The following is a 25,652-nucleotide window of genomic DNA, read 5'->3' as shown; positions in this document are numbered from 1 at the left end:
ATGAACGATCAACGTTTTGCCCGGATTCAGGCGATGCTGGCACTGCGCCAGCACGATCTCACGGTCTGTATGGAGCAGGTGCATAAGCCGCACAATGTTTCCGCAGTGATCCGCACGGCCGACGCCGTGGGCATCCACGAAGTGCATGCGGTCTGGCCCAGCCAGCGGATGCGCACGCAGGCTTCTGCCTCTGCCGGCAGCAACAGCTGGGTGAAAGTGGTCACCCATCCCACCATCGGCGATGCCGTAAAACAGCTTAAACAGCAGAAGATGCAGGTTTTAGCGACCCATCTCTCTGCGGATGCCGTTGATTTCCGCGAGATCGATTACACCCTGCCGACCTGCATCCTGATGGGACAGGAAAAAACCGGGATTACCGAAGAAGCACTGGCGCTGGCCGATCGGCAGATCGTTATTCCGATGGTGGGGATGGTTCAGTCGCTGAATGTCTCGGTCGCCTGCGCGCTGATCCTGTACGAAGCACAGCGACAGCGGCAGAATGCGGGGCTCTATCTGCGCGACTACAGCCTGCTGGACGAAGAGGAACAGCAGCGCCTGCTATTCGAAGGCGGATTCCCGGTGCTGGCACGCGTCGCCAGACAGAAAGGGTTGCCCTATCCGCGCATCAACGCTCAGGGTGAAGTCGACGCCGATCCCAGCTGGTGGGCCACCATGCAATCGACCGGTAAAAGACGATGAAAGGCCGTCTGCTGGATGCCATCCCGCTCAGTACCCTGACCGGCGTCGGTGCCAGCCAGGCAGCAAAGCTGGCCAGAATAGGCCTGCACACCATTCAGGATCTGCTGCTTCATCTCCCGCTGCGCTACGAAGACCGCACTCAGCTCTATGCCATTAACGATCTGCTGCCTGGCATCTGGGCCACCGTAGAAGGCGAAGTACTGCACACAGATATCACCTTTGGTCGCCGCCGGATGATGGTCTGCCAGATCAGCGATGGCAGCGGCGTGCTGACCATGCGCTTCTTCAATTTCAATGCCGGTATGAAGAACAACCTGTCGCCGGGTCGTCACGTTACCGCCTATGGTGAAATCAAGCGCGGCCAGCGTGGTGCTGAGATTATCCATCCTGAATACCGCATCCAGGGCGAACAGAGCAGTGTGACGCTGGAAGAGACCTTAACGCCGGTTTATCCCACCACCGAAGGTATCCGCCAGGCCACGCTGCGTAATCTGACCGATCAGGCGCTGACGCTGCTGGAGAGCTGCCCGATAGCCGAACTGCTGCCGCAGGAGCTGAGCGGCGGTCTGATCAGCCTGCCCGATGCCTTACGCACGCTGCATCGCCCACCGCCCGACCTCCGGCTCAGCGAACTGGAGAGTGGCCGCCATCCGGCCCAGCGCCGTCTGATTCTGGAAGAGTTGCTGGCGCACAACCTGAGTATGCTGGCGGTGCGCGCCGGTGCGCAGCGCTATTACGCGTTGCCCATGCCGCCGCGCCATAACCTGAGTGACCAGCTGCTGGCCGCGCTGCCCTTCTCGCCCACCCAGGCGCAGAAAAGGGTAGTGGCGGAGATAGAAAACGATCTGGCGAATGACTTTCCGATGATGCGGCTGGTGCAGGGTGATGTTGGCTCAGGCAAGACGCTGGTGGCTGCACTCGCTGCGCTGAACGTGATCGCCCACGGTAAACAGGTGGCGCTGATGGCGCCGACCGAACTGCTGGCTGAACAGCACGCCAGTAACTTCCGTCAGTGGTTTGCACCGCTGGGAATTGAAGTCGGCTGGCTGGCCGGGAAACAGAAAGGCAAAGCGCGTCAGGCGCAGCAGGAAGCGATCGCCAGCGGTCAGGTGGCGATGGTCGTCGGCACCCATGCTCTGTTTCAGGAACAGGTGCAGTTTAAGGGACTGGCGCTGGTCATCATTGATGAACAGCATCGGTTCGGCGTCCACCAGCGCCTCGCGCTGTGGGAAAAAGGTGAGGAGCAGGGTTTCCATCCGCATCAGCTGATCATGACCGCCACCCCCATTCCGCGCACCCTGGCGATGACCGCCTATGCCGATCTGGATACCTCGACCATCGACGAGCTGCCGCCGGGACGCACACCGGTGACCACCGTGGCCATTCCCGACTCCCGACGGGATGAGATCGTCGCACGGGTGGAACACGCCTGCCGCGAAGGGCGTCAGGCCTACTGGGTCTGCACCCTGATTGAAGAGTCAGAATTACTGGAGGCGCAGGCGGCAGAGGCGAGCTGGGAAGCCCTTAAAACGGCCCTGCCTGCGTTGAATATAGGCCTGGTGCATGGCCGGATGAAACCCGCCGAGAAACAGGCGGTGATGCAGGCGTTTAAAGCAAACGAGCTGCAACTGCTGGTGGCGACCACCGTGATTGAAGTCGGGGTAGACGTGCCTAACGCCAGCCTGATGATTATTGAGAATCCGGAACGGTTAGGCCTGGCACAGCTGCATCAGCTGCGGGGCCGGATCGGTCGCGGTGCGGTGGCTTCACACTGTGTGCTGCTCTACAAAGCGCCGCTCAGCAAGACGGCGCAGAAGCGTTTGCAGGTGCTGCGAGACAGCAACGATGGCTTCGTCATTGCCCAGTTCGATCTGGAGATACGCGGGCCAGGTGAGCTGCTGGGCACCCGCCAGACCGGTAACGCCGAGTTTAAAGTGGCTGACCTGCTGCGCGATCAGGCGATGGTGCCCGAAGTTCAGCGTGTCGCGCGTCACATCCACCAGCACTATCCCGAACAGGCCAGCGCCCTGATTGAACGCTGGCTGCCGGAAAATACCCGTTATACCAACGTCTGAGTCACGCCCCTGCCCGTACCCACTTTTCACCTCAGCCGGGCAAACGATTGCTTTTGGCCTGCGGATGATTACAATCGCCACACACTTTTTCGGGAAGAGCAGAAGATGTCCACCAATCCGCAGCCAGACCAGCCCTCCGCCCTGCAAAGCGAACTGATTTACCGCCTCGACGATCGTCCTCCCCTTCCGCAGACGCTGTTTGCTGCCGCTCAGCATCTGCTGGCCATGTTTGTTGCCGTCATCACGCCCGCGATACTGATCTGTCAGGCACTGGGCCTGCCCGCAGAAGACACCCGGCACATCATCAGCATGTCGCTGTTTGCCTCGGGCGTGGCATCACTGCTGCAGATCAAAACCTGGGGGCCGGTCGGTTCGGGCCTGCTGTCGATTCAGGGAACCAGCTTCAACTTCGTCACCCCCTTAATCATGGGGGGGATGGCGCTGAAAAACGGCGGTGCGGATGTTCCCACCATGATGGCGGCCCTGTTTGGTACGCTGATGGTGGCCTCCTGTACTGAAATGGTGCTGTCCCGCGTCCTGCACCTGGCACGCCGCATCATTACCCCGCTGGTGTCCGGTATCGTGGTCATGATTATCGGCCTGTCGCTGATTCAGGTGGGACTCACCTCTATCGGCGGGGGATTCGGTGCGATTAACGATCACACCTTTGGCGCGCCGAAAAACCTGATGCTGGCCGGCGCGGTGCTGCTGGTGATCGTGCTGCTTAACCGGCAGAAAAACCCTTACCTGCGTGTCGCCTCCCTGGTGATTGCGATGGCGGTCGGCTATCTGCTGGCCTGGGCCATGGGCATGCTGCCTGCCTCAGGTCTCCCGACCGATCAGCCGCTGATCAGGGTGCCCAGCCCGCTCTATTACGGACTGGGCTTCGACTGGAACCTGCTCATCCCGCTGATGCTGGTGTTTATGGTGACCTCACTGGAGACCATCGGCGACATCACGGCCACCTCGGATGTATCAGAGCAGCCGGTGAGCGGCCCTCTCTATATGAAACGCCTGAAGGGCGGCGTGCTGGCGAATGGCCTGAACTCCTTTGTCTCTGCGCTGTTTAACACCTTCCCCAACTCCTGCTTCGGTCAGAATAATGGGGTGATTCAGTTAACCGGCGTGGCCAGCCGCTACGTGGGCTTTGTGGTGGCGCTGATGCTGATTGTGCTGGGGCTGTTCCCGGCGGTCAGTGGTCTGGTGCAGCTGATCCCTGAGCCGGTGCTTGGCGGTGCCACCATTGTGATGTTCGGCACCATTGCTGCGTCGGGCGTTCGCATCGTGTCACGCGAGCCGCTCAATCGCCGCGCCATCATGATTATCGCGCTGTCGCTGGCCGTGGGCCTGGGTGTTTCCCAGCAGCCACTGATCCTGCAGTTTGCCCCTGACTGGCTGAAAACCCTGCTCTCTTCGGGCATTGCCGCGGGGGGTATTACCGCTATCCTGCTCAACCTGATTTTCCCGCCAGAGAAGTAAGGCCACGGGCAGGCTTCGGCCTGCCTGCTATTTCTTCGTATTTACATCCAGGCTGTTGAGCTGTAACGGTAATTCAGGCATAACAACCTCTCACCGGATTGAACGCGGGAAGGATGCGATGAAATTTCTTGGAAAGTTTTTCCTCACCATACTGTTACTGCTGCTTTTCACCCTGGTGGTGATCTATGTGCTGCTGCAGACACAGTGGGGTGCAGGCTGGTTTAGCCGGTGGGTGAGCGACAAAACCGAATGGCATCTCTCCCTGAGTAAAATTGAACACAATTTCTCCTCGCCCTCTCACATCATTCTGGATGATTTCAGCTTTGGTCACGATGGGCAGCCGGCGGTGCTGGTAGCAAAGCGGGTCGATCTCGGTCTGGCCCTGATTCAGTTCAGCGACCCGCTGCATTTCAGCAGCCTTGAGCTGCGCGACGGGGAAGTGAATCTGGCCAACCTGACGCCAGACAGCGCGCTTCCGATTCAGGCTGACCGCCTGCAACTCAATAACATGCGTCTCGACAGCCCCGGCAGCGCGTTACCGCTGTTTGCTCAGCAGGTGAATGGCGGCATTCTGCCGTGGAAACCGACCGCCCGCGATATGCTGGGCCGCGATGCCCGCTTCCAGATGAGCGCCGGCAGCATGACGCTGAACAACGTGGCGGGCGAGAACGTACTGATTCAGGGAAGTGTGTCCCAGGGCCGGATGCGCTTTGACAATATCGGTGCCGATCTGGCGCGCGGCTCCATGACCGGTAACGGTGAACGGGATGCCCAGGGCAACTGGAAAATCAACCAGCTGCGACTGAACGATATCCGTCTGCAGACCGCCAGCAGCCTGAAAGACTTCCTGCACAGCCTGCAGGTGGTTCCCTCCATCGCGATTACGCGACTCGATCTGACCGATGCCCGTCTGCAGGGACCGGACTGGGCGGTAACCGACCTCGACCTGACGCTGAGAAACGTTAACTGGCAGGGAGACGACTGGCAGAGTAATGATGGTTCACTGGCGCTGAATGCCAGCAATTTTATCAACGGGGGTTTCGAGCTTAACGACCCTATCGTTAACCTGGATTTTTCTCCGCAGGGCATCGCACTGACGCAGTTCAGTTCACGCTGGGCGAACGGTGTGATTCGGGCTGACGGTGACTGGTCGCGCAGCGATAAACGCCTGACCCTGAAAAATCTGGCCGTTGCCGGACTGGAATATACCCTGCCGCAGGACTGGCGCGACCGCTGGCAGGCAACCCTGCCCGCGTGGCTGGAGAGTGTAGAGGTGACGCGTTTCATGTCGAACCGGAACCTGATTATCGATATCAATCCGGCCTTTCCTTTCCAGCTGACATCACTGGATGGCACGGGTGAAAATCTGCGACTGGCGCAGCAGCATCAGTGGGGGATCTGGTCGGGTAAGCTGAGCCTGAACGCGGCGGAGTCCACCTTTAACCGTACCGATCTGCGTCACCCATCCATTGCGCTGAGTGCTGATGCAGAGCAGATTCAGGTAACGGAGCTGAGCGCGTTCAGTAACAAGGGACTGCTCGAAGGAACGGCCACCGTGGGCCAGCAATCCGCCCGTCCGCTGACGCTGCAGCTGACCGGCCGTGCGGTGCCGGTGAACGTATTGCAGAACTGGGGATGGCCCGCGCTGCCGTTAACGGGCGACAGCAATATGCAGCTGCAACTCAGCGGTGCGTTACGCGCTGATCAGCCACTGCGTCCGACGGTAAATGGCACACTGTCGGTGACAACCGACAGTCAGCAGCTGCAGCAGACCATGCAGGCCGGTGAGGTCCGATAATGGCAGCAGGGCCGCGGGTGCGGCCCTGCTGATTAATTGATACGTGCGCCGGAACCGCCCTCTTCCAGCGGTCCGTCGGGATCGGCGGGCAGCACGATATAAACGCCTTCAAACACTGCGCCACACTCATCATCGCCGAAAAGCTCCACTTCAAGCTGCACGCGCGCTTTACGGCCACGCGCCAGACGATCGAGATCGCCGCTCAATGAGCCCAGATCGGCAATCGCGCCGGGCCGCCCGCTGATGGGATGGCTATAGCGAATGTGGGCATCTGCCAGAATAATCGTTCCACCGAGATGACGCTCGCGCAGCAGCAACCAGATCAAGCCCCAGCCGGTCAGTGTTGCCAGCGAAAAGAGGCTGCCGGCGAACAGGGTATGGTGCGGATTCTGGTTGCCCGCCTCGGGCATGGTGGTAATAAATTTCTGCCCGGTAAACTGCAGAATGCGGACCCCCATCTTCTCGCTGAGCGGGATGTGATCGTACCAGGCCTGTTGCAGCTGCCCGCACCAGTCGGCGCGGTGCAGAATGTCATCCAGCGTAATGACCGGCTTAATCATCAGAAAGTGACGAACCGGCGTGGTCTGCGGCGCGGTTATCTCGCCCTGATTGACGTAGCCGAGTTTCGCGAAGAAAGCGACAGCATCTTCCCGGGCACTGCAGGTCACCCGCTTTGCGCCTTCCTGACGCGCCACTGACTCCAGCGTCATTGCCACCAGCGTTCCCAGCCCTTTGCCCTGCACGGAGGGATGAACGGCCATGAAGCGGATCGCGGCCTCGTTGTCGGCATTAATGTAGAGACGACCGATGGCGACCGGATTTCCCTGCTCGTCCACCACCATCTGATGATGCGCTAAGGCATCCCAGGCGTCACGTTCAGACCCCTGCGGCTGACGCAGCGGTTTACGTAACATTTCCCAGCGGAACTGATAGTAGATATCCAGCTCTTCCGCTGTCTGAGGCACACGAAGGTGATACATAAAATGTTTCTCCCGCTCGGAGGTGTGGCCTGTTCCCTGCCGCTCAGCTGACGATCTCACACCTGTAACCAGAACGTCACCGGACCATCGTTCACCAGTGAAACCTGCATATCTGCCGCGAAACGGCCATTCGCCGTGGTAATGCCCTGCTGCCGACAGCAGTCGCTGAAGTACTCATACAGACGCTCAGCCTCAGCCGGCTCGGCGCCACCAGAAAAGGAGGGGCGCATCCCTTTTTGCGTGTCAGCAGCCAGCGTAAACTGTGACACCACCAGCACGCTTCCCCCCGTCTGGCGGAGACTCAGGTTCATTTTGCCCTGCTCATCACTAAAGATGCGATAGCCCAGTACGCGTTCTGCGAGACGTTCCGCACGCGCATTATCATCGCCCTTCTCCACCCCCAGCAGGACCAGTAGTCCGGCACCAATTTCACCGGTCACATCCTGATCGACGCTGACGCTGGCGCGCGTTACGCGCTGAATCAATGCAATCATCTTTCCTCGCGTTGCTCATCTTTATGCTGCTGTTTCAGCTGCCGGTAGTCGGCTAACGTCACGGTTATTTCAGCGCCCAGCAACACAATACACCAGGTCCAGTAGACCCAGAGAAACAGAATCGGGATCACGGCCAGAACACCGTAGATCAACTGATAAGAGGGGAACATCGTAACATAGAGCGCAAAGGCCTTTTTGCCCAGCTCAAACAGCGCCCCGGCGACCAGTGCACCAATCAGCGCATCACGCGGCGGCACGCGCTGGGTGGGGACAATACTGTAGAGCAGCCAGAAGGCGAGCCACGAGAGCAGAAGCGGAAAAATACGCAGCATCTGATCAACCAGGCTGGTGACCCCGGTAGCATTAATCCAGCGCAGCGATAGCAGATAGGAGCTGATCGCCAGGCTGGCACCGGCCAGCAGCGGGCCGAGGGTCAGGATCATCCAGTAGACCGCAAAAGAGTAAACCATCGGCCGCTTCTTATGGCTGCGCCAGATGGTATTCAGCGCGGTATCTACCGAATGCATCAACAGCAGGGCCGTCACAATCAGGCCGACGGCCCCGACCGCCGTCATCCGGTTGACGTTAGCCACAAACTGCTCAAGATAGCGTTGCAGCGTATTGCCTGCGGCGGGCATCAGGTTGTTGAAGACAAACTGCTTCAGCTGCACGCTGATGTCGGAGAAGACCGGAAACGCCGCAAACAGCGCAAACACCACCGCAATCAGCGGCACCAGCGCCAGCAGTGAGACATAGGCCAGGTTGCCCGCCTGGGTTGTCATGCCATCTTCGTCAATACGTTTCCACAGCAGCCTGAGCCACAGCCAGAAGGCATGCAGCCCGGGACGAAATGTTCGTGACTTCATGCGTTACTGTCGACCTGCAAACCAGTCGGGAACCATCCGGCTGTCCGTCACCAGCACGCTTTCGATACCCAGCGCCCGGGCCGCCTCAATATTTTCTGCATTATCATCAAAAAAGACCGCCTGGTCGGCCGTTACCCCTTCCGCATTCAGCACATGCTGATAAATGCGGGCTTCCGGCTTCCGCATGCCCAGCTCCTGTGACAGGTAGAGCTTGTCGGCCGCCTGCTGCACGTCGGGGTACTGCGTTGGCCAGAAGGCGCAGTGCAGCTTATTGGTATTAGAGAGGATCACGACCCGATGCCCCTCCAGCCGCAGCCGGTTCATCAGCGCCAGCGTTTCCGGACGCACGTCAACGAACACCGCCTGCCAGCCCGCGGCAAACTGTTCATAGCTGAGAGCGATCTCCAGCTTTTCGCAGAGGGCCAGCGCAAAATCTTCATCGCTGATCTCACCGCGTTCATGCTGTTCGAACGCCTCATCCATCCGGAAATGGCTTTGCAGTGAGGCCAGCGGCACACGGCTAAGGTCACTCCAGACGCCCAGCACGCGGTTAAAGTCGATATCGATAATCACATTGCCTAAATCAAAGATATACAGCATGGTGCGCCTCCTTCGGTTCCCTGGAGTATTCACTCTAGCGGCAAAAACGCAGGCTGAACAGCCAGCACCGGAGAGAAAAGCGTAAACGGCAGCGGGGGGGCAAAAAGCGTGTCACAGCAGACAATAATTGGCTGGTCCGGCGGGCAGGCGCGGAATCGCAGGCAAAAAAAAGCCCCGCATGGCGGGGCTCTTTATTACGCTAAAACGTGATTACGCGTCTTTAGGACCACGTGAAGCACGTTTACGGTCGTTTTCGGTCAGATGGCGTTTACGGATACGCACTGACAGCGGAGTCACTTCTACCAGTTCGTCATCATCAATGAACTCGATAGCCTGCTCCAGCGTCATTTTCTGCGGTGGAACCAGGGTGGTGGCTTCATCTGTACCGGAAGCACGCATGTTGGTCAGCTTCTTACCGGTCAGACAGTTCACGGTCAGGTCGTTAGAACGGCTGTGAATACCGATGATCTGGCCTTCATAGACTTCTGCACCGTGACCCAGGAACAGCTTACCGCGATCCTGCAGACCGAACAGGGCGAACGCAACCGCTTTACCCTGACCGTTAGAGATCAGGACGCCGTTCTGACGCTGACCCACTTCGCCCTGACGAATGTCGTCGTAGTGGCTGAAGGTGGAGTAAAGCAGACCGGTACCGGAAGTCATGGTCATGAATTCGTTACGGAAGCCGATCAGACCACGGCTTGGGATCACGTAGTCAAGACGTACGCGGCCTTTACCATCCGGGTCCATGTTTTTCAGGTCGCCTTTACGCTCGCCCATGGCTTGCATAACGGAACCCTGATGCGTTTCTTCGATATCCAGCGTGACGTTCTCGAATGGCTCCTGTTTACGGCCTTCGAATTCACGGAAGATAACTTTCGGACGGGATACCGCCAGTTCGAAACCTTCACGACGCATGTTTTCGATCAGAACAGACAGGTGCAGCTCACCACGACCTGAAACGCGGAATGCGTCCGAGTCTTCGGTTTCTTCAACGCGCAGTGCCACGTTGTGAACCAGTTCTTTGTTCAGACGCTCCAGGATCTGGCGCGACGTCACGTACTTACCTTCTTTACCGCAGAACGGTGAGGTGTTGACGTTGAAGAACATGGTTACGGTAGGTTCATCGACGCTCAGGGCTGGCAGCGCTTCCACATTCTGCGTGTCACAGATGGTGTCAGAGATGTTCAGCTCACCCAGACCGGTGATAGCAATGATATCGCCCGCTTCAGCCAGATCGCTGTCGATACGCTCAAGACCCAGGTGAGTCAGGACTTTGCCGACTTTACCGTTGCGGGTTTTGCCTTCGCTATCGATGATAGTGACCTGCTGGTTAGGCTTCACTTTACCGCGCTTGATGCGGCCGATGCCGATCACGCCCAGGTAGTTGTTGTAGTCCAGCTGCGAGATTTGCATCTGCAGTGGCGCTTCAACTTCAACCTGTGGAGGTGAAACGTGGTCAACGATGGCCTGGTACAGCGGGGTCATATCGTCAGCCATGTCGGTGTGGTCAAGACCTGCAATACCATTCAGCGCAGAGGCGAAAATGATAGGGAAGTCGAGCTGCTCATCAGTCGCATCCAGGTTAACGAACAGGTCAAACACCTGATCCACAACCCAATCCGGACGTGCGCCCGGGCGGTCTACCTTGTTGATAACCACAATCGGCTTCAGACCATGCGCGAACGCTTTTTTGGTCACGAAGCGGGTTTGCGGCATAGGGCCATCCATCGCATCTACAACCAGCAGCACCGAGTCCACCATGGACATGACGCGCTCAACTTCACCACCGAAGTCGGCGTGTCCTGGGGTATCAACGATGTTGATACGGTAGTCATTCCACTTAATGGCGGTGTTTTTTGCGAGGATGGTAATCCCACGCTCTTTCTCCAAATCATTGGAGTCCATCACGCGCTCGGTTGCTTCGGTACGGGCATCAAAAGTACCGGATTGTTGCAGCAGTTTGTCAACCAGGGTGGTCTTTCCATGGTCAACGTGCGCGATGATGGCGATGTTACGCAAATTTTCGATCACAGCTTTGCCTCAGGCATTAGAAATAGCGCGCTATTGTACACGGATTAAGCGGAAGACTGAACACGATCACACTTTTCACTGAAAGATTATTGCATTGACGCAAATTCGCACTGTTCCCGGTGCAGAAAATGCACTAAGTTGGTCCTATGCACCAAAATGGTGCCTGTAAATTCACCTTCAGCACTGTTATGGTGCACTAAAACCATCGTGGTGCAGCCGCATTACGACAAAAAGGTGCATCATAAGGCGATTTAAGCAACATCAAAAAAGTTGGCACAGAATTCGCTTTATCTGTAACAAGCGTAAACGCCAGTCAGATGTCGGTTGAAGAGCGTGCCGGAAAAGAGTGGTCAGGAATTTCCTTTCCCGCCACGCCCTCCGGAAACGACGTTTCCTCGCCATGTAGATAATGAAAGACCATTTCCAGGAGAGTTGAGTATGTCCGCTGAACACGTTCTCTCGATGATGAACGAGCATGAAGTTAAGTTTGTTGACCTGCGTTTTACCGATACCAAAGGTAAAGAACAGCATGTTACGATCCCTGCTCACCAGGTTAACGCTGACTTCTTCGAAGAAGGCAAAATGTTCGATGGTTCGTCTATCGGCGGCTGGAAAGGCATCAACGAATCAGACATGGTGCTGATGCCTGACGCTACCACGGCGGTCATGGATCCTTTCTTCGAAGATTCTACGCTGATCATCCGTTGTGACATTCTCGAGCCAGGCACCATGCAGGGCTACGACCGCGATCCACGTTCTATCGCCAAACGCGCTGAAGATTTCCTGCGCTCTTCCGGTATCGCCGATACCGTCCTGTTTGGACCAGAACCTGAATTTTTCCTGTTCGATGACATCCGTTTCGGTTCATCGACTTCCGGCTCACACGTTGCTATCGACGATATCGAAGCGGCATGGAACACCGGTAAAGAGTACGAAGGCGGTAACAAAGGTCACCGTCCAGGTCTGAAAGGCGGCTACTTCCCGGTTCCACCGGTTGACTCATCACAGGACATCCGTTCTGCCATGTGTCTGACCATGGAGCAGATGGGTCTGGTGGTTGAAGCGCATCACCACGAAGTGGCGACTGCGGGTCAGAACGAAGTGGCGACCCGCTTCAATACCATGACCAAAAAAGCTGACGAAATTCAGATCTACAAATATGTCGTTCACAACGTCGCGCACGCTTACGGTAAGACCGCGACCTTTATGCCGAAGCCAATGTTTGGCGACAACGGTTCAGGCATGCACTGCCACATGTCACTCTCTAAAGGTGGCCAGAACCTGTTTGCGGGCGATAAGTACGGCGGCCTGTCTGAAATGGCGCTGTTCTACATCGGCGGTATCATCAAGCACGCTAAAGCGATCAACGCCCTGGCGAACCCGACCACCAACTCCTACAAGCGTCTGGTTCCGGGCTACGAAGCACCGGTTATGCTGGCTTACTCTGCCCGTAACCGTTCCGCGTCTATCCGTATCCCGGTAGTGGCCAGCCCGAAAGCCCGTCGTATTGAAGCGCGCTTCCCGGATCCAGCGGCTAACCCATACCTGGCGTTCACCGCACTGCTGATGGCTGGCCTTGATGGCATCATCAACAAAATCCACCCTGGCGATGCGATGGATAAAAACCTGTACGACCTGCCACCGGAAGAAGAAGCTGAGATTCCAAAAGTTGCAGGCTCGCTGGAAGAAGCGCTGAATGCACTGAACGAAGATCGCGAGTTCCTGACCCGCGGTGGTGTCTTCACTGATGAATCTATCGATGCTTACATCGAACTGCGTAAAACTGAGATGGACCGCGTTCGCATGACGCCACACCCGGTTGAGTTCGAGCTGTACTACAGCGTTTAACTGATCAGACGTTTTTGTTGCCGTGGAAACTTTTAGCCCATCTTCGGATGGGCTTTTTTCTCCGCGAATTCACCGTTCATTCTCCCGCTTTTCGGCTTAAACACCAGAATGCACCTATTTAGTGCAGAGGAACGTTGTATGGCAACTGGCTCTCTGCCCGACGCCGGGCAGATTCTCAACGCTTTAATCAACAGTATTTTGTTGGTGGATAACGACCTGGTTATTCATTACGCCAACCCGGCGGCGCAGCAATTACTGGCGCAGAGCTCACGCAAGTTGTTCGGCACGCCGTTACCGGATTTAACCGGCTACTTTTCGCTGAATATTGAGGTGATGCGCGAGAGTCTTGAGGCTGGCCAGGGATTCACTGACAGTGAGGTCACGCTGGTAGTCGATGGTCGCGCACATATTATGTCGCTGACCGCACAGCGTTTACCCGATGGCTTGATTCTGATGGAAATGGCGCCGATGGATAACCAGCGTCGCCTCAGTCAGGAGCAGTTACAGCACGCCCAGCAGGTGGCAGCACGCGATCTGGTTCGCGGCCTGGCCCATGAGATAAAAAATCCGCTGGGAGGATTGCGCGGCGCGGCACAGCTTTTATCACGCGCCCTGCCCGATCCCTCGCTGAATGAATATACCAGGGTCATTATTGAACAGGCCGACCGGTTGCGGAATCTGGTGGATCGTCTGTTAGGGCCACAGCAGCCGGGGATGCACATTACCCAGAGCATTCACCAGGTGGCTGAGCGGGTGGTCAATCTGGTGTCGATGGAGCTACCGGAGAATGTCTCCCTGGTGCGGGATTACGATCCCAGCCTGCCGGAACTGCCGCACGACCCTGACCAGATTGAACAGGTGCTGCTTAACGTCGTACGCAATGCGCTTCAGGCGCTGGGCGACGACGGCGGGACGATTGTTATTCGCACCCGTACGGCTTTTCAGCTGACGCTGCATGGCACCCGTTATCGCCTGGTAGCACGAATAGATATTGAAGATGATGGCCCCGGTATTCCGGCCCAGCTGCAGGATACGCTTTTCTATCCGATGGTCAGTGGACGTGAAGGCGGAACCGGTTTAGGTCTCTCCATCGCCCGTAGCCTGATTGATCAGCATTCAGGAAAAATAGAATTTAACAGTTGGCCGGGTCACACCGAATTCTCGGTCTACCTGCCTATTCGCCAGTGAGGTTTCTATGCAACGAGGGATAGTCTGGATCGTCGATGACGATAGCTCCATCCGCTGGGTGCTTGAACGCGCGCTCACTGGAGCCGGTTTGAGCTGTGCGACGTTTGACAGCGCAGGTGAGGTGCTGGATGCCCTCTCAACCAAAACCCCGGACGTTTTACTGTCAGATATTCGCATGCCCGGTATGGATGGCCTGGCGCTGCTGAAACAGATTAAACAGCGTCATCCGATGCTGCCGGTCATCATTATGACGGCGCATTCCGATCTCGATGCCGCAGTCAGCGCCTATCAGCAGGGTGCGTTTGATTACCTGCCTAAGCCGTTCGATATTGATGAGGCGGTTGCGCTGGTAGAGCGTGCCATCAGTCACTATCAGGAGCAGCAGCAGCCGCGTAATCAGCCGGTCAGCGGACCGACCACCGATATTATCGGGGAAGCACCCGCGATGCAGGATGTGTTCCGCATCATCGGGCGGTTGTCGCGCTCCTCAATCAGCGTCCTGATCAATGGTGAGTCGGGCACCGGTAAAGAGCTGGTCGCCCATGCGCTGCACCGGCACAGCCCGCGCACCAAAGCACCGTTTATCGCGCTGAATATGGCGGCGATCCCCAAAGATTTGATTGAGTCAGAACTGTTCGGTCATGAGAAAGGCGCCTTTACCGGTGCGAACCAGATCCGCCAGGGCCGTTTTGAGCAGGCCGATGGGGGCACGCTGTTTCTGGATGAGATTGGCGACATGCCGCTGGATGTGCAGACCCGGTTGCTGCGCGTGCTGGCCGATGGTCAGTTCTATCGCGTCGGCGGCTATGCGCCGGTCAAAGTGGATGTGCGGATCATTGCGGCTACCCACCAGAACCTGGAATTACGCGTGCAGGAAGGCAAGTTCCGTGAGGATCTGTTCCACCGCCTGAATGTAATTCGTGTACATCTGCCGCCGCTGCGTGAGCGTCGTGAAGATATCCCGCGTCTGGCGCGTTATTTCCTGCAGGTGGCGGCCCGTGAGCTGGGGGTAGAAGCGAAGATTCTGCATCCGGAAACCGAAACGGCGCTGACCCGTCTGCACTGGTCAGGTAACGTGCGCCAGCTGGAAAATACCTGTCGCTGGCTGACGGTGATGGCGGCCGGTCAGGAAGTGCTGATTCAGGATCTGCCCGGCGAGCTGTTTGAGTCCAGCACACCGGAAAATCCGGTGCAGTCACTGCCTGATAGCTGGGCAACGCTGCTGGCTCAGTGGGCCGACCGCGCGCTGCGTTCCGGTCATCAGAATCTGCTGTCAGAAGCCCAGCCCGAGATGGAGCGGACGCTGCTGACTACGGCGCTGCGCCATACCCAAGGCCACAAGCAGGAAGCCGCACGTCTGCTGGGATGGGGACGCAACACCCTGACGCGCAAGCTGAAAGAGCTGGGGATGGAATAGGGGTTCAGTTCGGGCTGGCGAGGTCTGCCAGCCCGTTTCTCTAGATCACGCGCGAAAACTGCTGCTGACGGGCTTTCTGCCGCAGATAGCGATCAAAGCACATGCAGATATTGCGGACCAGCAACCGGCCAATCCCCGTCACTTCCAGCCCCGTCGTCGTCTGCTCCACCAGCCCGTCGGCAATTAGCGGTTTCAGCAGCGCCAGATCTTCAGCAAAGTAGTCATGAAAGCAAATTCCCCACTGCGCCTCTGTTGCGGCAAAATCGAGCGAAAAGTGGCAAATCAGTGTTTTAATCACATCCCGCCGCAGACAGTCATCGCGGGTTAAGGCGACGCCACGCCACAGGCCACTCCCCTGCTGTTCCACACTGCTGTACCAGCTGTTAAGGTCTTTCTGGTTCTGCGCATAGCTGTCACCCACCATGCTGATGGCAGAGACACCCAGCCCCAGCAAGTCGCTGTCACCCTGCGTCGTGTAACCCTGAAAATTGCGATGCAGCTTCCCGTCGCGCTGCGCGACAGCCAGCTCATCCTGCGGCTTCGCAAAGTGATCCATGCCGATATAGTGATAGCCCTGCTGCGTCAGGGTCGCGATGGTCTGCTGCAAAATATCCAGTTTCTGCCGGGCCGAGGGGAGTTCATCCTCTTTGATTTTGCGCTGTGCCGCAAACAGCGCCGGCAGATGCGCATAGTTGAAGACGCTGAGACGGTCCGGATTCAGCGCCACGACCCGCTCCAGCGTCCAGGCGAAGCTGTCGGGCGTCTGCAGAGGTAAACCGTAGATCAGATCGATGCTGGTTGAGCGGAAGCCCTGTTCACGAGCGCGGGCCATCAGACTGAAGATCACTTCCTCATCCTGCACCCGGTTAACCCGCGCCTGCACCGCTTTGTTAAAGTCCTGCACGCCCATACTGAGACGATTAAAGCCCAGCGATCGGAGATGATCGATCATATCCAGCGCCATTTCCCGCGGATCGACCTCGATCGACATTTCGGCATCATCGGTCACATTGAAGTGTTGCTTCAGCAAGCCCACCAGCCGCGAAACCTGCTGCCTGTCGAGAAAGGTCGGTGTGCCGCCTCCCCAGTGAAGCTGTGTCACCCGGCGCTGGCGGAACAGCGGCGCGCGCTGAATAATCTCCTGCTCCAGCACATCCAGATAGCGGTCCGCTTTGTGGCGCTGACGCGTCACCTGCTTATTACAGCCGCAGAAGTAGCAGAGACGGTGGCAGAAAGGGATATGAACGTAAAGCGACAGCGGACGCCCGGGATAGCGTGCCACAGCATGCTGAAAATCGGTTTCCGTATAATCTTCGCTGAACTCCAGCGCAGTGGGATAAGAGGTGTAACGTGGCCCGGCGTAATTGTACTTTTCAATTAACGCCTGATCCCAGGCAATCTGCAGCGATGGCATGCTCACTCCTTCCGGTGACGTCGTCTGAGAGAAGGTCGCGAAGAAGAAGGGATGAAAGGTGAGCGGGATGAGACCCGACGTAAACGTTGCTTCAGACGCGACAGGCGTCGTAGTTTAAACAATAACCACAGCAGATAACATGTCGCCAGCAGCGCGAAAATTGATCCAGGCCAAAACATTGTCGTTTACCTGAGAAGCACGGCATGCGGAACTCGCATGCCGATCAAATTTGCTTAGTTGCCCTTCAGCAGACGGTACATATCCTCTTCTGCCTGTTCATCTTCGCCATCGTCCATCACGATGCCTAACTGCTCCATCAGTTCGTCGATGCGATCCAGCGAGGCATCCAGCCAGCCCTGATCTTCTGCCGACAGCGTTTCGCCATTTTCCAGGCGATCCAGCAGCGCATCCAGACGTTCATCGTTTTCCAGCTTCGCCAGCTCTTCTTCCGGCGTCAGGCGCACTTTCTTCGGGGCTGCCGGTTTATCTGCACTTTTCTGTGGCCTGACGGCGGTGGTTTTGCCATCGGCGATCAGGGCCACCGGCTTCTTACTCCCGATGCGCGGATCTTTTGCCGGGGCTGACTGGCGTGCGCCATTGCTGTCCGACGCCGCCGGATTAGCACGGCTGCCAGATGCATGTCCGCGATGCTTTTTATCGCGTTTGCGATCGCGCGCTTCGAGGTTAATTTCGTCACGCGATTTGCGTTTGGCTTTGACGGCAGGTTTGCCGTGGGCAGCTCGTGCAGGTTGCTTCATAGTATTCGGTCCTGGCTTTTTTATTCAGTATAGAATTGCGGCGAAATCTAGCAGAAACCCGACAAAGAAAAAAGGCGACAGCTCAAGCTGTCGCCTTATTTCATACCTTCACAAGAAGGAATCATGTTTTAAATCCTTTTCGGCTCGTAACATCCCGGTCAATCCCGCGCCTGCTCAACTCCTGAGCTATTCCCTGTCCCTGTCTGGCCATATTCCTGACCTGTTCCATTCCATCGCTCATTGCCATCCTGACATCCCTGAGCGCATCATCCTGATGTGTGCTGCCATTCACTGCACAATAATGTAGACCAACTGGTAAAAGCCTCAAGTCAGCGCCACCAATAGTTGGCTTAAAAAAGAGCAAAACTTATTAACCAATTGAAATTATGATGATTTTATTTTCAGAAATCCGCGTAAAAATCGACATAACCCGCAGCGCGAATGGTCAATCTCTTACATGGACTGTTATCACGACGCGATTGAGCACTTTCGCGCCATAACGCGTATAATCGCCGCCATTGCCCTAATGCGTTTTCTGGAGTGTTACCTTGTCTGAATTGAATTATCACGTTACCCACTTTGTCATGAGCGCGCCGGATATCCGTCATCTGCCTGCCGATACCGGAATTGAGGTGGCTTTTGCTGGCCGCTCGAACGCGGGAAAATCGAGTGCGCTGAACACGTTAACCAATCAGAAAGGCCTGGCGCGCACCAGTAAAACACCGGGACGTACCCAGCTGATCAACCTGTTTGAAGTTAAAGAAGGGAAGCGTCTGGTCGACCTGCCAGGCTACGGTTATGCCGAAGTGCCGGAAGAGATGAAGCTGAAGTGGCAGCGTGCGTTAGGCGAGTACCTGCAAAAGCGTCAGGCGCTGAAGGGGCTGGTCGTATTGATGGACATTCGTCATCCGCTGAAAGATCTCGACCGCCAGATGATTCAGTGGTCGGTGGAAAGCGCAATTCCGGTTCTGCTGCTGCTCACCAAAGCCGATAAACTCGCTTCCGGTGCCCGCAAAGCCCAGCTCAACGTCGTGCGTGAGGCGGCGCTTAGCTTCGGCGGCGATATCCAGGTAGAGCTCTTCTCATCGCTGAAGAAAATCGGCGTGGATAAGGTTCGTCAGAAACTGGACAGCTGGTATGCGATGCCTGATGAGGCGACTGAGGATCAGCACGGGGACGCGTGAGCAGCATCGCTGATCCGCTGACACTGCGGTAACAAAAATCCCAATAAAAAACGCCCCAGTCACAGAATGACTGGGGCGGCTAAATTCAGCCAAATCCGATTACGTGAAGTAAAAGGTCTGAAAGATAGAACATCTTACCTCTGTACCCTACGCGACGAACTTTACCTGATTTTTTGTGCCTGACAAAGGCTTTTTTGTTGCTTACTTACATCAAAACAGGACTTTTTTTACCATACCCGTCACAAAAATAGCGTTGTGATGTAGTTTAATGACGAAAAAAATGTTTAGCCGATAAGCAGTTAGAAACGCGCTTTCGCTCCCGGTGTCGCCCGGTTACAGCTGACCGCTCAACTAAACGAATTACTTATGCCTGAATCAGGGCCAGTTTTGTGCGACAGAACCGGCCCGGAGGCGGTAATCAGTGTGCTTCGTCCCAGTTGTCACCGACGCCGACTTCAACCAGTAACGGTACGTCGAGCTTCACACTGCCTTCCATTAACGCACGGATTTTCTGGCTGGCCGCTTCCACCGCCTCCGATTTCACTTCAAACACCAGTTCATCGTGAACCTGCATGATCATTCTTACTGCGCTGTCATTCTGCTGCTGAAGCCACTCATCCACGGCAATCATCGCGCGTTTGATGATGTCTGCTGCCGTTCCCTGCATTGGCGCATTGATGGCGGCACGCTCTGCAGCTTTGCGGCGAATCGCATTGCTGGATTTAATATCCGGCAGCCAGAGCCGGCGCCCTTCCAGCGTTTCGACATAGCCTTTATTCGCCGCCAGCTGCCGGGTGTTCTCCATATAGCGCAGTACGCCCGGATAGCGTTCAAAGTAGAGGTCCATATACTTTTTCGCTTCACCTGCACCGATGTTGAGCTGACGTGACAGGCCAAAGGCACTCATGCCATAAATCAGACCAAAGTTAATCGCTTTGGCGCTGCGACGCTGTTCTCCACTCACCTTATCCAGCGCGACACCAAACACTTCCGATGCCGTGGCACGGTGAATATCCTCACCCTGGGCAAAGGCATCCAGTAAGCCTTTATCCTGAGAGAGATGCGCCATGATACGCAGTTCAATCTGTGAGTAGTCGGCCGCCACGATGCGATAACCTTTATCGGCAATAAAGGCCTGACGGATTCGTCGCCCCTCATCATTACGCACCGGGATGTTCTGCAGGTTAGGATCGGCAGAGGACAAGCGTCCGGTAGCGGTAACGGCCTGATGATAGGAGGTATGCACCCGTCCGCTCAGCGGATTGATCATCTGCGGCAGCTTATCCGTATAGGTCGATTTCAGTTTCGACAGGCCGCGATGCTCCAGGATCACTTTAGGCAGCGGATAATCGAGCGCCAGTTCGGCTAACACCTCTTCGCTGGTTGACGGTGCCCCACCCGGTGTTTTCTTCGTGGGTTTGATGCCCTGTTTTTCAAACAGAATCACCTGAAGTTGTTTCGTGGAGGAGAGGTTGAAAGGCTCGCCTGCCAGCTCATGCGCTTTCGACTCCAGCTCAGCCAGTCGGGCAGTCAGCTCTTTCGAGTGTTGCGCCAGAATAGCCTGGTCGATCAAGACGCCATTGCGCTCTATCCGGGAGATGACCGTCAGCAATGGCATCTCAATCTGCTCAAAGACGTTTCTCGGGCCCGCTTCTTTCTCCAGCTCAGGCCACATCTTCAGATGCAGCTGCAGCGTGACATCGGCATCTTCGGCAGCATAGTGGGCTGCCTGCTCTAACGCGATTTGATTGAACGTCAGCTGATTTTTACCTTTACCGGCAATCTCCTGGAAAGTGACCGTTTTATGTTTAAGCCAGCGAGCAGCCAGGCTATCCATATCGTGTTTGCCCACCACGCTATTGAGGATGTATGACTCCAGCATGGTGTCAAACCGGATACCGGCCAGTTCAATGTCGTAGTTCCTGAGGACGCCGCGATCGTATTTCAGGTTCTGACCCACTTTCCAGGCACTGGCATCTTCCAGCAGGGGCTTAAGCTGCGCCAGAACGGCGGCGCGATCCAGCTGCTCAGGCGCATCAAGATAGTCATGGGCAACCGGCAGATAAGCCGCTTCACCGGGCGCCACCGCGAAGCTGATGCCGACAATATTTGCACTCAGGGTATCAAGCGCATCGGTCTCCAGATCAAAGGCAAAGACGTCGCTGTTTTTCAGCTTCTCCAGCCAGCTATCAAAGAGAGCCTGATCCAGAATGGTCACGTAGTTATCGGTTGGCAATACGCTGCTGGTTTCCAACACGGGTGCCGGCTCATCGGACAGGGCTTTTTGCGCCTGCGTATTGCTCTTTTTCCCCTGCAGCCATTTACCGTCCTGCAGATCGCTCAGCCAGCGTTTGAACTCATAACGGCTGAACAGAGACTGCAGTGCCTCAATATCGGGATCGGTCACCGTCAGCTCTTCACAGGGCTGAGCCAGCTCAACGTCGGTTTTGATGGTCGCCAGCTGATACGAGAGGAAGGCCACCTCACGATTCTGCTCAAGTTTGGTCGCCATCGTTTTGGCACCGCGAAACGAGAGATCGGCCACTTTATCCAGGTTGTCATAGATCGTCTGCATGCTGCCCAGCCCCTGCAGCAGCGCCTGTGCGGTTTTTTCACCCACGCCCGGTACGCCGGGAATGTTATCTGAGCTGTCGCCCATCATGGCAAGGAAGTCGATAATCAGCGCGGGAGGGACACCATATTTCTGCTCGACCTCTTCCGGCCCGAGAATGGTATTGGTCATGGTGTTAATCAGCGTAATCCCTGGCGAAACCAGCTGCGCCATATCTTTATCGCCCGTGCTGATCAGCACTGAACGGCCCTTCTTTTCAGCCTCCAGCGCCAGCGTACCGATCACATCGTCCGCTTCCACACCGCTCACCGCCAGCAACGGCAGCCCCATCGCCCGTACCATCTCGTGCAGCGGCTCAATCTGCGCGCGCAGATCGTCCGGCATTGGGGGGCGGTGAGATTTGTAATGCTCGAACAGTTCGTCTCTGAAGGTTTTGCCTTTGGCATCGAACACCACAGCAACGTGACTCGGATTATACTGTGCCAGCAGGCTTTTCAGCATGTTGAGCACGCCGTACATGGCGCCAGTCGGTTCACCTGCACTGTTGGTCAGCGGCGGAAACGCGTGATACGCGCGATAAAGATAGGATGAGCCATCAACCAGAATCAGGGGATTTTCTGCAATTTGCGCCATAAGTCTGTGTAGTCTTCGTTGCTGTGAGTTGGACTATAAGGATGCCACAACCTGGCAGAAATGGTGAACTAAGGCGTGCCGCGTGGACGTTTTTTCACATTTCCGGAGGCAGGATCGCAACGATCGGGTTGTGGATAACTTTGTGCGTAAAAATGATAACGCGCGATCCCTCAGGCGATCAGGCAATTTATGAGCAAATAAAATGCTTATTTTTCATATGCTTTATCAATTACCGTGACGTGATCGCCATTTTCAATAGCGTGATCCCTTGTGTGGATATTAAATTTATGCCCTGGAGATGGACAAAACCGTCGCGCAATTAAGAAGCATAAAAAAAACGCCAGCAGGCGCTGGCGTTTCACGAGTGCAGAAGGCTGATTACTTCTGGCTTACCAGGAATTTAACGACGTTGGCATAGTCTGCAACGAAATTATCCATAGAGCTGGTATCCAGCCCGCCATTGTTCACCATGTATTTGCCATTAACGAACATCGCAGGCACACCACGCAGATCGACATCAGCCGCCGCTTTCTGCTGCTGGGCAACTAAGGCTTTAACTGCGAAGCTGTTCCAGGCCGCATCGTAATCAGAAGAGGAGATCCCGGCCGCCTGAATAAAGGCCTCTTTCAGACTGGCAGGATCGGTAATGGTCTGCGTTTTCTGAATGCCGTCGAAGATCGGTGCCGTAACCTTGTCTTCCACACCCAGCGCCATCGCTACCGCCCAGGCCTGAGTCACGACCGGCCCGAGATCACCGCCGAGGAAATCGACGTGATATTTCACCAGTTTGGTGTCAGCAGGCAGGTTCTTTTTAACCGCGTCATTAACGTGATAAATGCGTTCAAACTGATAGCAGTGCGGGCAGAAAAACGAGAAGAACTCCATCACCTGAGGTTCGCCGGCCACGGGTTTCTGCAGACTGACATATTGTTTACCTTCAGTGAACTGGGCAGCAGACGCGCTGAATGCCAGCACTAAACCCATCAGTGCAAACCAAATCTTTTTCATCGTGAAACACTCTCCTGACTACGTCATTAATATTGCGGTGTCAGCTGCAGAGGAGGTTCCTGCAACAGCTTCTCCTGCTCGGTGAATAGCGAAATTTGCCTGCGCCAGAAATCTTCATCTGTCATCCAGGGAAACGCACGCGGAAAAGCGGGATCCTGCCAGCGTCTGACGACCCAGGCCAGATAATAAACCATGCGCATCGCGCGTAAAGGTTCAATCAGTGACAATTCATTAATATCAAAATCGCTGAATTCACCGTAAGCCTCCAGCAGGATATCCCACTGAATACGCTGTTCCTGTCGATCGCCGCTGATCAGCATCCAGAGATCCTGCACCGCCGGGCCATTACGGGCGTCATCCAGATCGACAAACAGCGGTCCATCGCGCCACAGAATATTTCCCGGATGGCAGTCACCATGTAATCGTAGCGGCTGCCATCCGGTATGCCAGTGCTGCTGCAGCGCCTCTCCCAGCTTATCAACCGCGTGTAGCAGCATGGCTTTCAGTGAATCAGGAACCAGCTGAGCCTGTTCCAGCACCTGACGCGGTTCGTGCAGATACTCATCCAGTCCCATGACTGGCCGGTGACTGAACAGCGCTTTGCGACCGGTCTGATGAAGACGCCCCAGAAAACGACCTACCCACTCCATCTGATCTTCGTTGTCGGTCTCATATTGCCGCCCGCCCAGACTGGGAAAGAGCGCAAAGAAAAAGCCCGCGTGGCGGTGCAACGTCTCGCCCTGAAGCCGCAGCGGTGCCGCAACAGGGACCTCGTCAGCCAGCAGATCGAGAGCATACTGATGCTCTTCCGCAATCTGTTCGGCACGCCAGCGCTGTGGACGATAGAATTTGGCGACATAGCGACGTTTTTCATCATCGCTGAACTGATAGACCCTGTTCTCATAACTATTCAGGGCTGTCAGTCCCGATTCGACGCGGATTCCTGTACCCCAGAGCGCATCAAGCAGCACGTCGGGGTTCAGTGTCTGGAAGTTGAAAGCAGCGTCGCTCATTCTGTTACCTGTGGTTGCCCTTGCATGTAGCTGCCAAGGATAACACTACTCGTCCGGTTTAATGACACCCCGCGCGCGGAGGAGTGCCGTTTTAAAATCGACTTCATAATCTTTTTTCAGCCCCGGAATGGCATCATCGCTGGCTAAGTCACGCATTTTGAGATGGTAAATTAATATATCGTCCGTTAATTCACTTAACGGGCCACGGAAACCAGATTCCTGAGCCAGTTTCTGCAAAAATGTGACCAGATTAAGGTCAGGCTCTTTTTGCCAGGCGGGTTGCAGCAATTCCAGCAATTCATTCAGGCGATGGCATTTCATTTCGTTTTCTCCAGGTACGTAATCAGCGAGGGCACCGTCATGACAGCATTAACCGGCATCATTCTGGCGGGTGGTCAGGGCCGCCGTATGGGGGGGCTGGATAAAGGGCTGGTGCAGCTGGACGGCAGACCACTTTACCAGCATGTTCTTGAGCGGCTCAGGCCACAAGTCGACATTGTCATGATTAATGCGAATCGTAATATTGATCGCTATCAGCTAAGCGGGTGTCGCGTTATAGAGGATGTTTTTGACGATTACCCGGGCCCGCTGGCTGGCATCTACAGTGCCTTAATCGCCATAGAAGGGGAATGGGCGGTTTTTTGCTCCTGCGATACCCCGGCGATTCCTCTTAACTTTGTGGAAAAACTGATCCATCAACGCAGAGAAGCACCCGCAGTATGGGTTCGCTCGCAGACGCGCGATCACCCTACACTCGCCCTGATTCACCGTGACATGGCAAAAGCCCTTTTTGACTATCTGCAGGCCGGAGAGCGGCGCCTCATGCAGTTCCTGCGCGATCATGGTGGTCATGCGGTCGCGCTGGATGATGATGAATCCGCCTTCCGCAACATCAATACGCCAGACGATCTGAAAGAGAGAACCTGATATGTCACTACCCTTACTTGCCATTGTGGGCTGGAGTGGAACCGGTAAAACCACGCTGTTACAGCAGGTGATTCCGCTCCTCAGTGGCAAAGGCATTCGCGCGGGGTTGATCAAGCATACCCATCATCAGATGGATGTGGATACCCCAGGTAAAGATAGCTATCTGCTCAGAAAGGCGGGGGCCAGTCAGGTCATGGTCGCCAGTTCAGAACGCTGGGCATTGATATGTGAAACGCCGGATCAGCCGTCGATTGATCTGTCTTATCTGGTCAGCCGCATGGATCACGCTTTACTTGAGGTGGTGCTGGTCGAAGGCTTCAAAGATGAACCTGTTCCAAAGATTGTTTTATGGCGCGAGGGGGTTAAGGGTGGGATCGAAGAGCTGCTCGATGCGCGGACAATAGCGGTTGCCACTGACCAGAAATTAGCGCTGAACGTACCGGTTCTGGATATAAATTGTCCGGGCAGCGTTGCAGATTTCATTGCTGAGTGGCTGAAAAGCCGCTGAGGATGGTATTACACTGCGATTTTTCACGATCGGCAGACGTAAAAAAGCCCCGCACGTCGGTGCGGGGCTTCTTCACTTGTATAATGCCTGGCAGTTCCCTACTCTCGCATGGGGAGGCCCCACACTACCATCGGCGCTACGGCGTTTCACTTCTGAG

General features: G+C 55.9%; 22 protein-coding genes. 10 read left to right on the top strand and 12 right to left on the bottom strand.

The window, feature by feature from the left end; translation table 11 throughout:
- The 4 genes from trmH (at position 1) to AC1V0D_RS20505 (ending at position 6,051) form a co-directional block, all read left to right on the top strand.
- A complete protein-coding gene (gene trmH / locus AC1V0D_RS20520; protein ID WP_009088135.1) occupies positions 1-699 on the top strand; it encodes a tRNA (guanosine(18)-2'-O)-methyltransferase TrmH in 699 nt (232 codons plus the stop codon).
- Positions 696-2,774: an ATP-dependent DNA helicase RecG gene (gene recG, locus AC1V0D_RS20515; RefSeq protein ID WP_482907977.1), complete on the top strand. Its 2,079-nt coding sequence runs from the start codon at positions 696-698 to the stop codon at positions 2,772-2,774. The genes trmH and recG overlap by 4 nt, the downstream gene beginning before the upstream one ends.
- Positions 2,775-2,879: 105 nt before the next feature.
- Positions 2,880-4,253, top strand: a complete 1,374-nt coding sequence (locus tag AC1V0D_RS20510; protein WP_046100872.1) for a uracil-xanthine permease family protein — start codon at positions 2,880-2,882, stop codon at positions 4,251-4,253.
- Between the two features lie 118 nt (positions 4,254-4,371).
- A complete protein-coding gene (locus AC1V0D_RS20505; RefSeq protein ID WP_140925490.1) occupies positions 4,372-6,051 on the top strand; it encodes an AsmA family protein in 1,680 nt (559 codons plus the stop codon).
- A gap of 32 nt (positions 6,052-6,083) precedes the next feature.
- Here AC1V0D_RS20505 and fabY read toward each other — a convergent pair whose 3' ends face one another.
- The 5 genes from fabY to typA form a co-directional block, all read right to left on the bottom strand.
- On the bottom strand, positions 6,084-7,031 hold the full coding sequence (gene fabY / locus AC1V0D_RS20500) for a fatty acid biosynthesis protein FabY (protein WP_009088141.1): 948 nt from the start codon (positions 7,029-7,031) through the stop codon (positions 6,084-6,086).
- Positions 7,032-7,087: 56 nt separating this feature from the next.
- Positions 7,088-7,525: a D-aminoacyl-tRNA deacylase gene (gene dtd / locus AC1V0D_RS20495; RefSeq protein WP_009088144.1), complete on the bottom strand. Its 438-nt coding sequence runs from the start codon at positions 7,523-7,525 to the stop codon at positions 7,088-7,090.
- Complete coding sequence (locus AC1V0D_RS20490) at positions 7,522-8,391, bottom strand: virulence factor BrkB family protein (protein WP_009088146.1); 870 nt, start codon at positions 8,389-8,391, stop codon at positions 7,522-7,524. Before AC1V0D_RS20490 ends, dtd begins: the two co-directional genes overlap by 4 nt.
- Positions 8,392-8,394: 3 nt before the next feature.
- A complete protein-coding gene (gene yihX / locus AC1V0D_RS20485) occupies positions 8,395-8,991 on the bottom strand; it encodes a glucose-1-phosphatase (protein WP_482907976.1) in 597 nt (198 codons plus the stop codon).
- A gap of 210 nt (positions 8,992-9,201) precedes the next feature.
- Positions 9,202-11,025, bottom strand: a complete 1,824-nt coding sequence (typA, locus tag AC1V0D_RS20480; RefSeq protein ID WP_009088150.1) for a ribosome-dependent GTPase TypA — start codon at positions 11,023-11,025, stop codon at positions 9,202-9,204.
- A gap of 438 nt (positions 11,026-11,463) precedes the next feature.
- Between typA and glnA the strand changes: the two genes are divergently transcribed.
- From glnA to glnG, 3 genes are all read left to right on the top strand, one after another.
- The gene (glnA, locus tag AC1V0D_RS20475; RefSeq protein WP_009088151.1) at positions 11,464-12,873 is read left to right on the top strand and encodes a glutamate--ammonia ligase; all 1,410 of its coding nucleotides are present in this window, start codon (positions 11,464-11,466) and stop codon (positions 12,871-12,873) included.
- 138 nt (positions 12,874-13,011) lie between these two features.
- Positions 13,012-14,061: a nitrogen regulation protein NR(II) gene (glnL, locus tag AC1V0D_RS20470; RefSeq protein ID WP_009088153.1), complete on the top strand. Its 1,050-nt coding sequence runs from the start codon at positions 13,012-13,014 to the stop codon at positions 14,059-14,061.
- A gap of 7 nt (positions 14,062-14,068) precedes the next feature.
- Positions 14,069-15,478 (top strand): nitrogen regulation protein NR(I), encoded by a 1,410-nt coding sequence (glnG, locus tag AC1V0D_RS20465; protein ID WP_009088155.1) that lies wholly within the window; start codon positions 14,069-14,071, stop codon positions 15,476-15,478.
- A gap of 40 nt (positions 15,479-15,518) precedes the next feature.
- Here glnG and hemN read toward each other — a convergent pair whose 3' ends face one another.
- Positions 15,519-16,892, bottom strand: a complete 1,374-nt coding sequence (gene hemN / locus AC1V0D_RS20460; protein WP_046100876.1) for an oxygen-independent coproporphyrinogen III oxidase — start codon at positions 16,890-16,892, stop codon at positions 15,519-15,521.
- A gap of 233 nt (positions 16,893-17,125) precedes the next feature.
- Positions 17,126-17,650: a Der GTPase-activating protein YihI gene (gene yihI / locus AC1V0D_RS20455; RefSeq protein WP_009088161.1), complete on the bottom strand. Its 525-nt coding sequence runs from the start codon at positions 17,648-17,650 to the stop codon at positions 17,126-17,128.
- 548 nt (positions 17,651-18,198) lie between these two features.
- Between yihI and yihA the strand changes: the two genes are divergently transcribed.
- Positions 18,199-18,834 (top strand): ribosome biogenesis GTP-binding protein YihA/YsxC, encoded by a 636-nt coding sequence (yihA, locus tag AC1V0D_RS20450; RefSeq protein WP_009088163.1) that lies wholly within the window; start codon positions 18,199-18,201, stop codon positions 18,832-18,834.
- A gap of 85 nt (positions 18,835-18,919) precedes the next feature.
- Here the strand turns inward: yihA and spfP are convergent, their stop codons facing one another.
- From spfP to AC1V0D_RS20425, 5 genes are all read right to left on the bottom strand, one after another.
- Entirely contained in the window at positions 18,920-18,967 is a 48-nt protein-coding gene (spfP, locus tag AC1V0D_RS20445) for a small protein SpfP (RefSeq protein WP_071892919.1), read from the bottom strand.
- A 285-nt stretch (positions 18,968-19,252) separates the two neighbouring features.
- Entirely contained in the window at positions 19,253-22,039 is a 2,787-nt protein-coding gene (gene polA / locus AC1V0D_RS20440) for a DNA polymerase I (protein WP_482907975.1), read from the bottom strand.
- 378 nt (positions 22,040-22,417) lie between these two features.
- Positions 22,418-23,047 (bottom strand): thiol:disulfide interchange protein DsbA, encoded by a 630-nt coding sequence (gene dsbA / locus AC1V0D_RS20435; protein WP_009088168.1) that lies wholly within the window; start codon positions 23,045-23,047, stop codon positions 22,418-22,420.
- A gap of 26 nt (positions 23,048-23,073) precedes the next feature.
- A complete protein-coding gene (locus AC1V0D_RS20430) occupies positions 23,074-24,060 on the bottom strand; it encodes a serine/threonine protein kinase (RefSeq protein WP_111207996.1) in 987 nt (328 codons plus the stop codon).
- A 45-nt stretch (positions 24,061-24,105) separates the two neighbouring features.
- Positions 24,106-24,381, bottom strand: coding sequence for a YihD family protein (locus tag AC1V0D_RS20425; protein WP_482907974.1), 276 nt, complete (start codon positions 24,379-24,381; stop codon positions 24,106-24,108).
- 39 nt (positions 24,382-24,420) lie between these two features.
- Here AC1V0D_RS20425 and mobA point away from each other — a divergent pair, with 39 nt between their 5' ends.
- A complete protein-coding gene (gene mobA / locus AC1V0D_RS20420; protein WP_058957391.1) occupies positions 24,421-24,987 on the top strand; it encodes a molybdenum cofactor guanylyltransferase MobA in 567 nt (188 codons plus the stop codon).
- Between the two features lies 1 nt (position 24,988).
- Entirely contained in the window at positions 24,989-25,495 is a 507-nt protein-coding gene (gene mobB / locus AC1V0D_RS20415; RefSeq protein WP_111207997.1) for a molybdopterin-guanine dinucleotide biosynthesis protein MobB, read from the top strand.
- The last annotated feature ends 157 nt before the right edge of the window (positions 25,496-25,652 follow it).

Source organism: Pantoea sp. PA1 (assembly GCF_056856975.1).
This window is presented reverse-complemented; position numbering and strand designations above follow the sequence as displayed.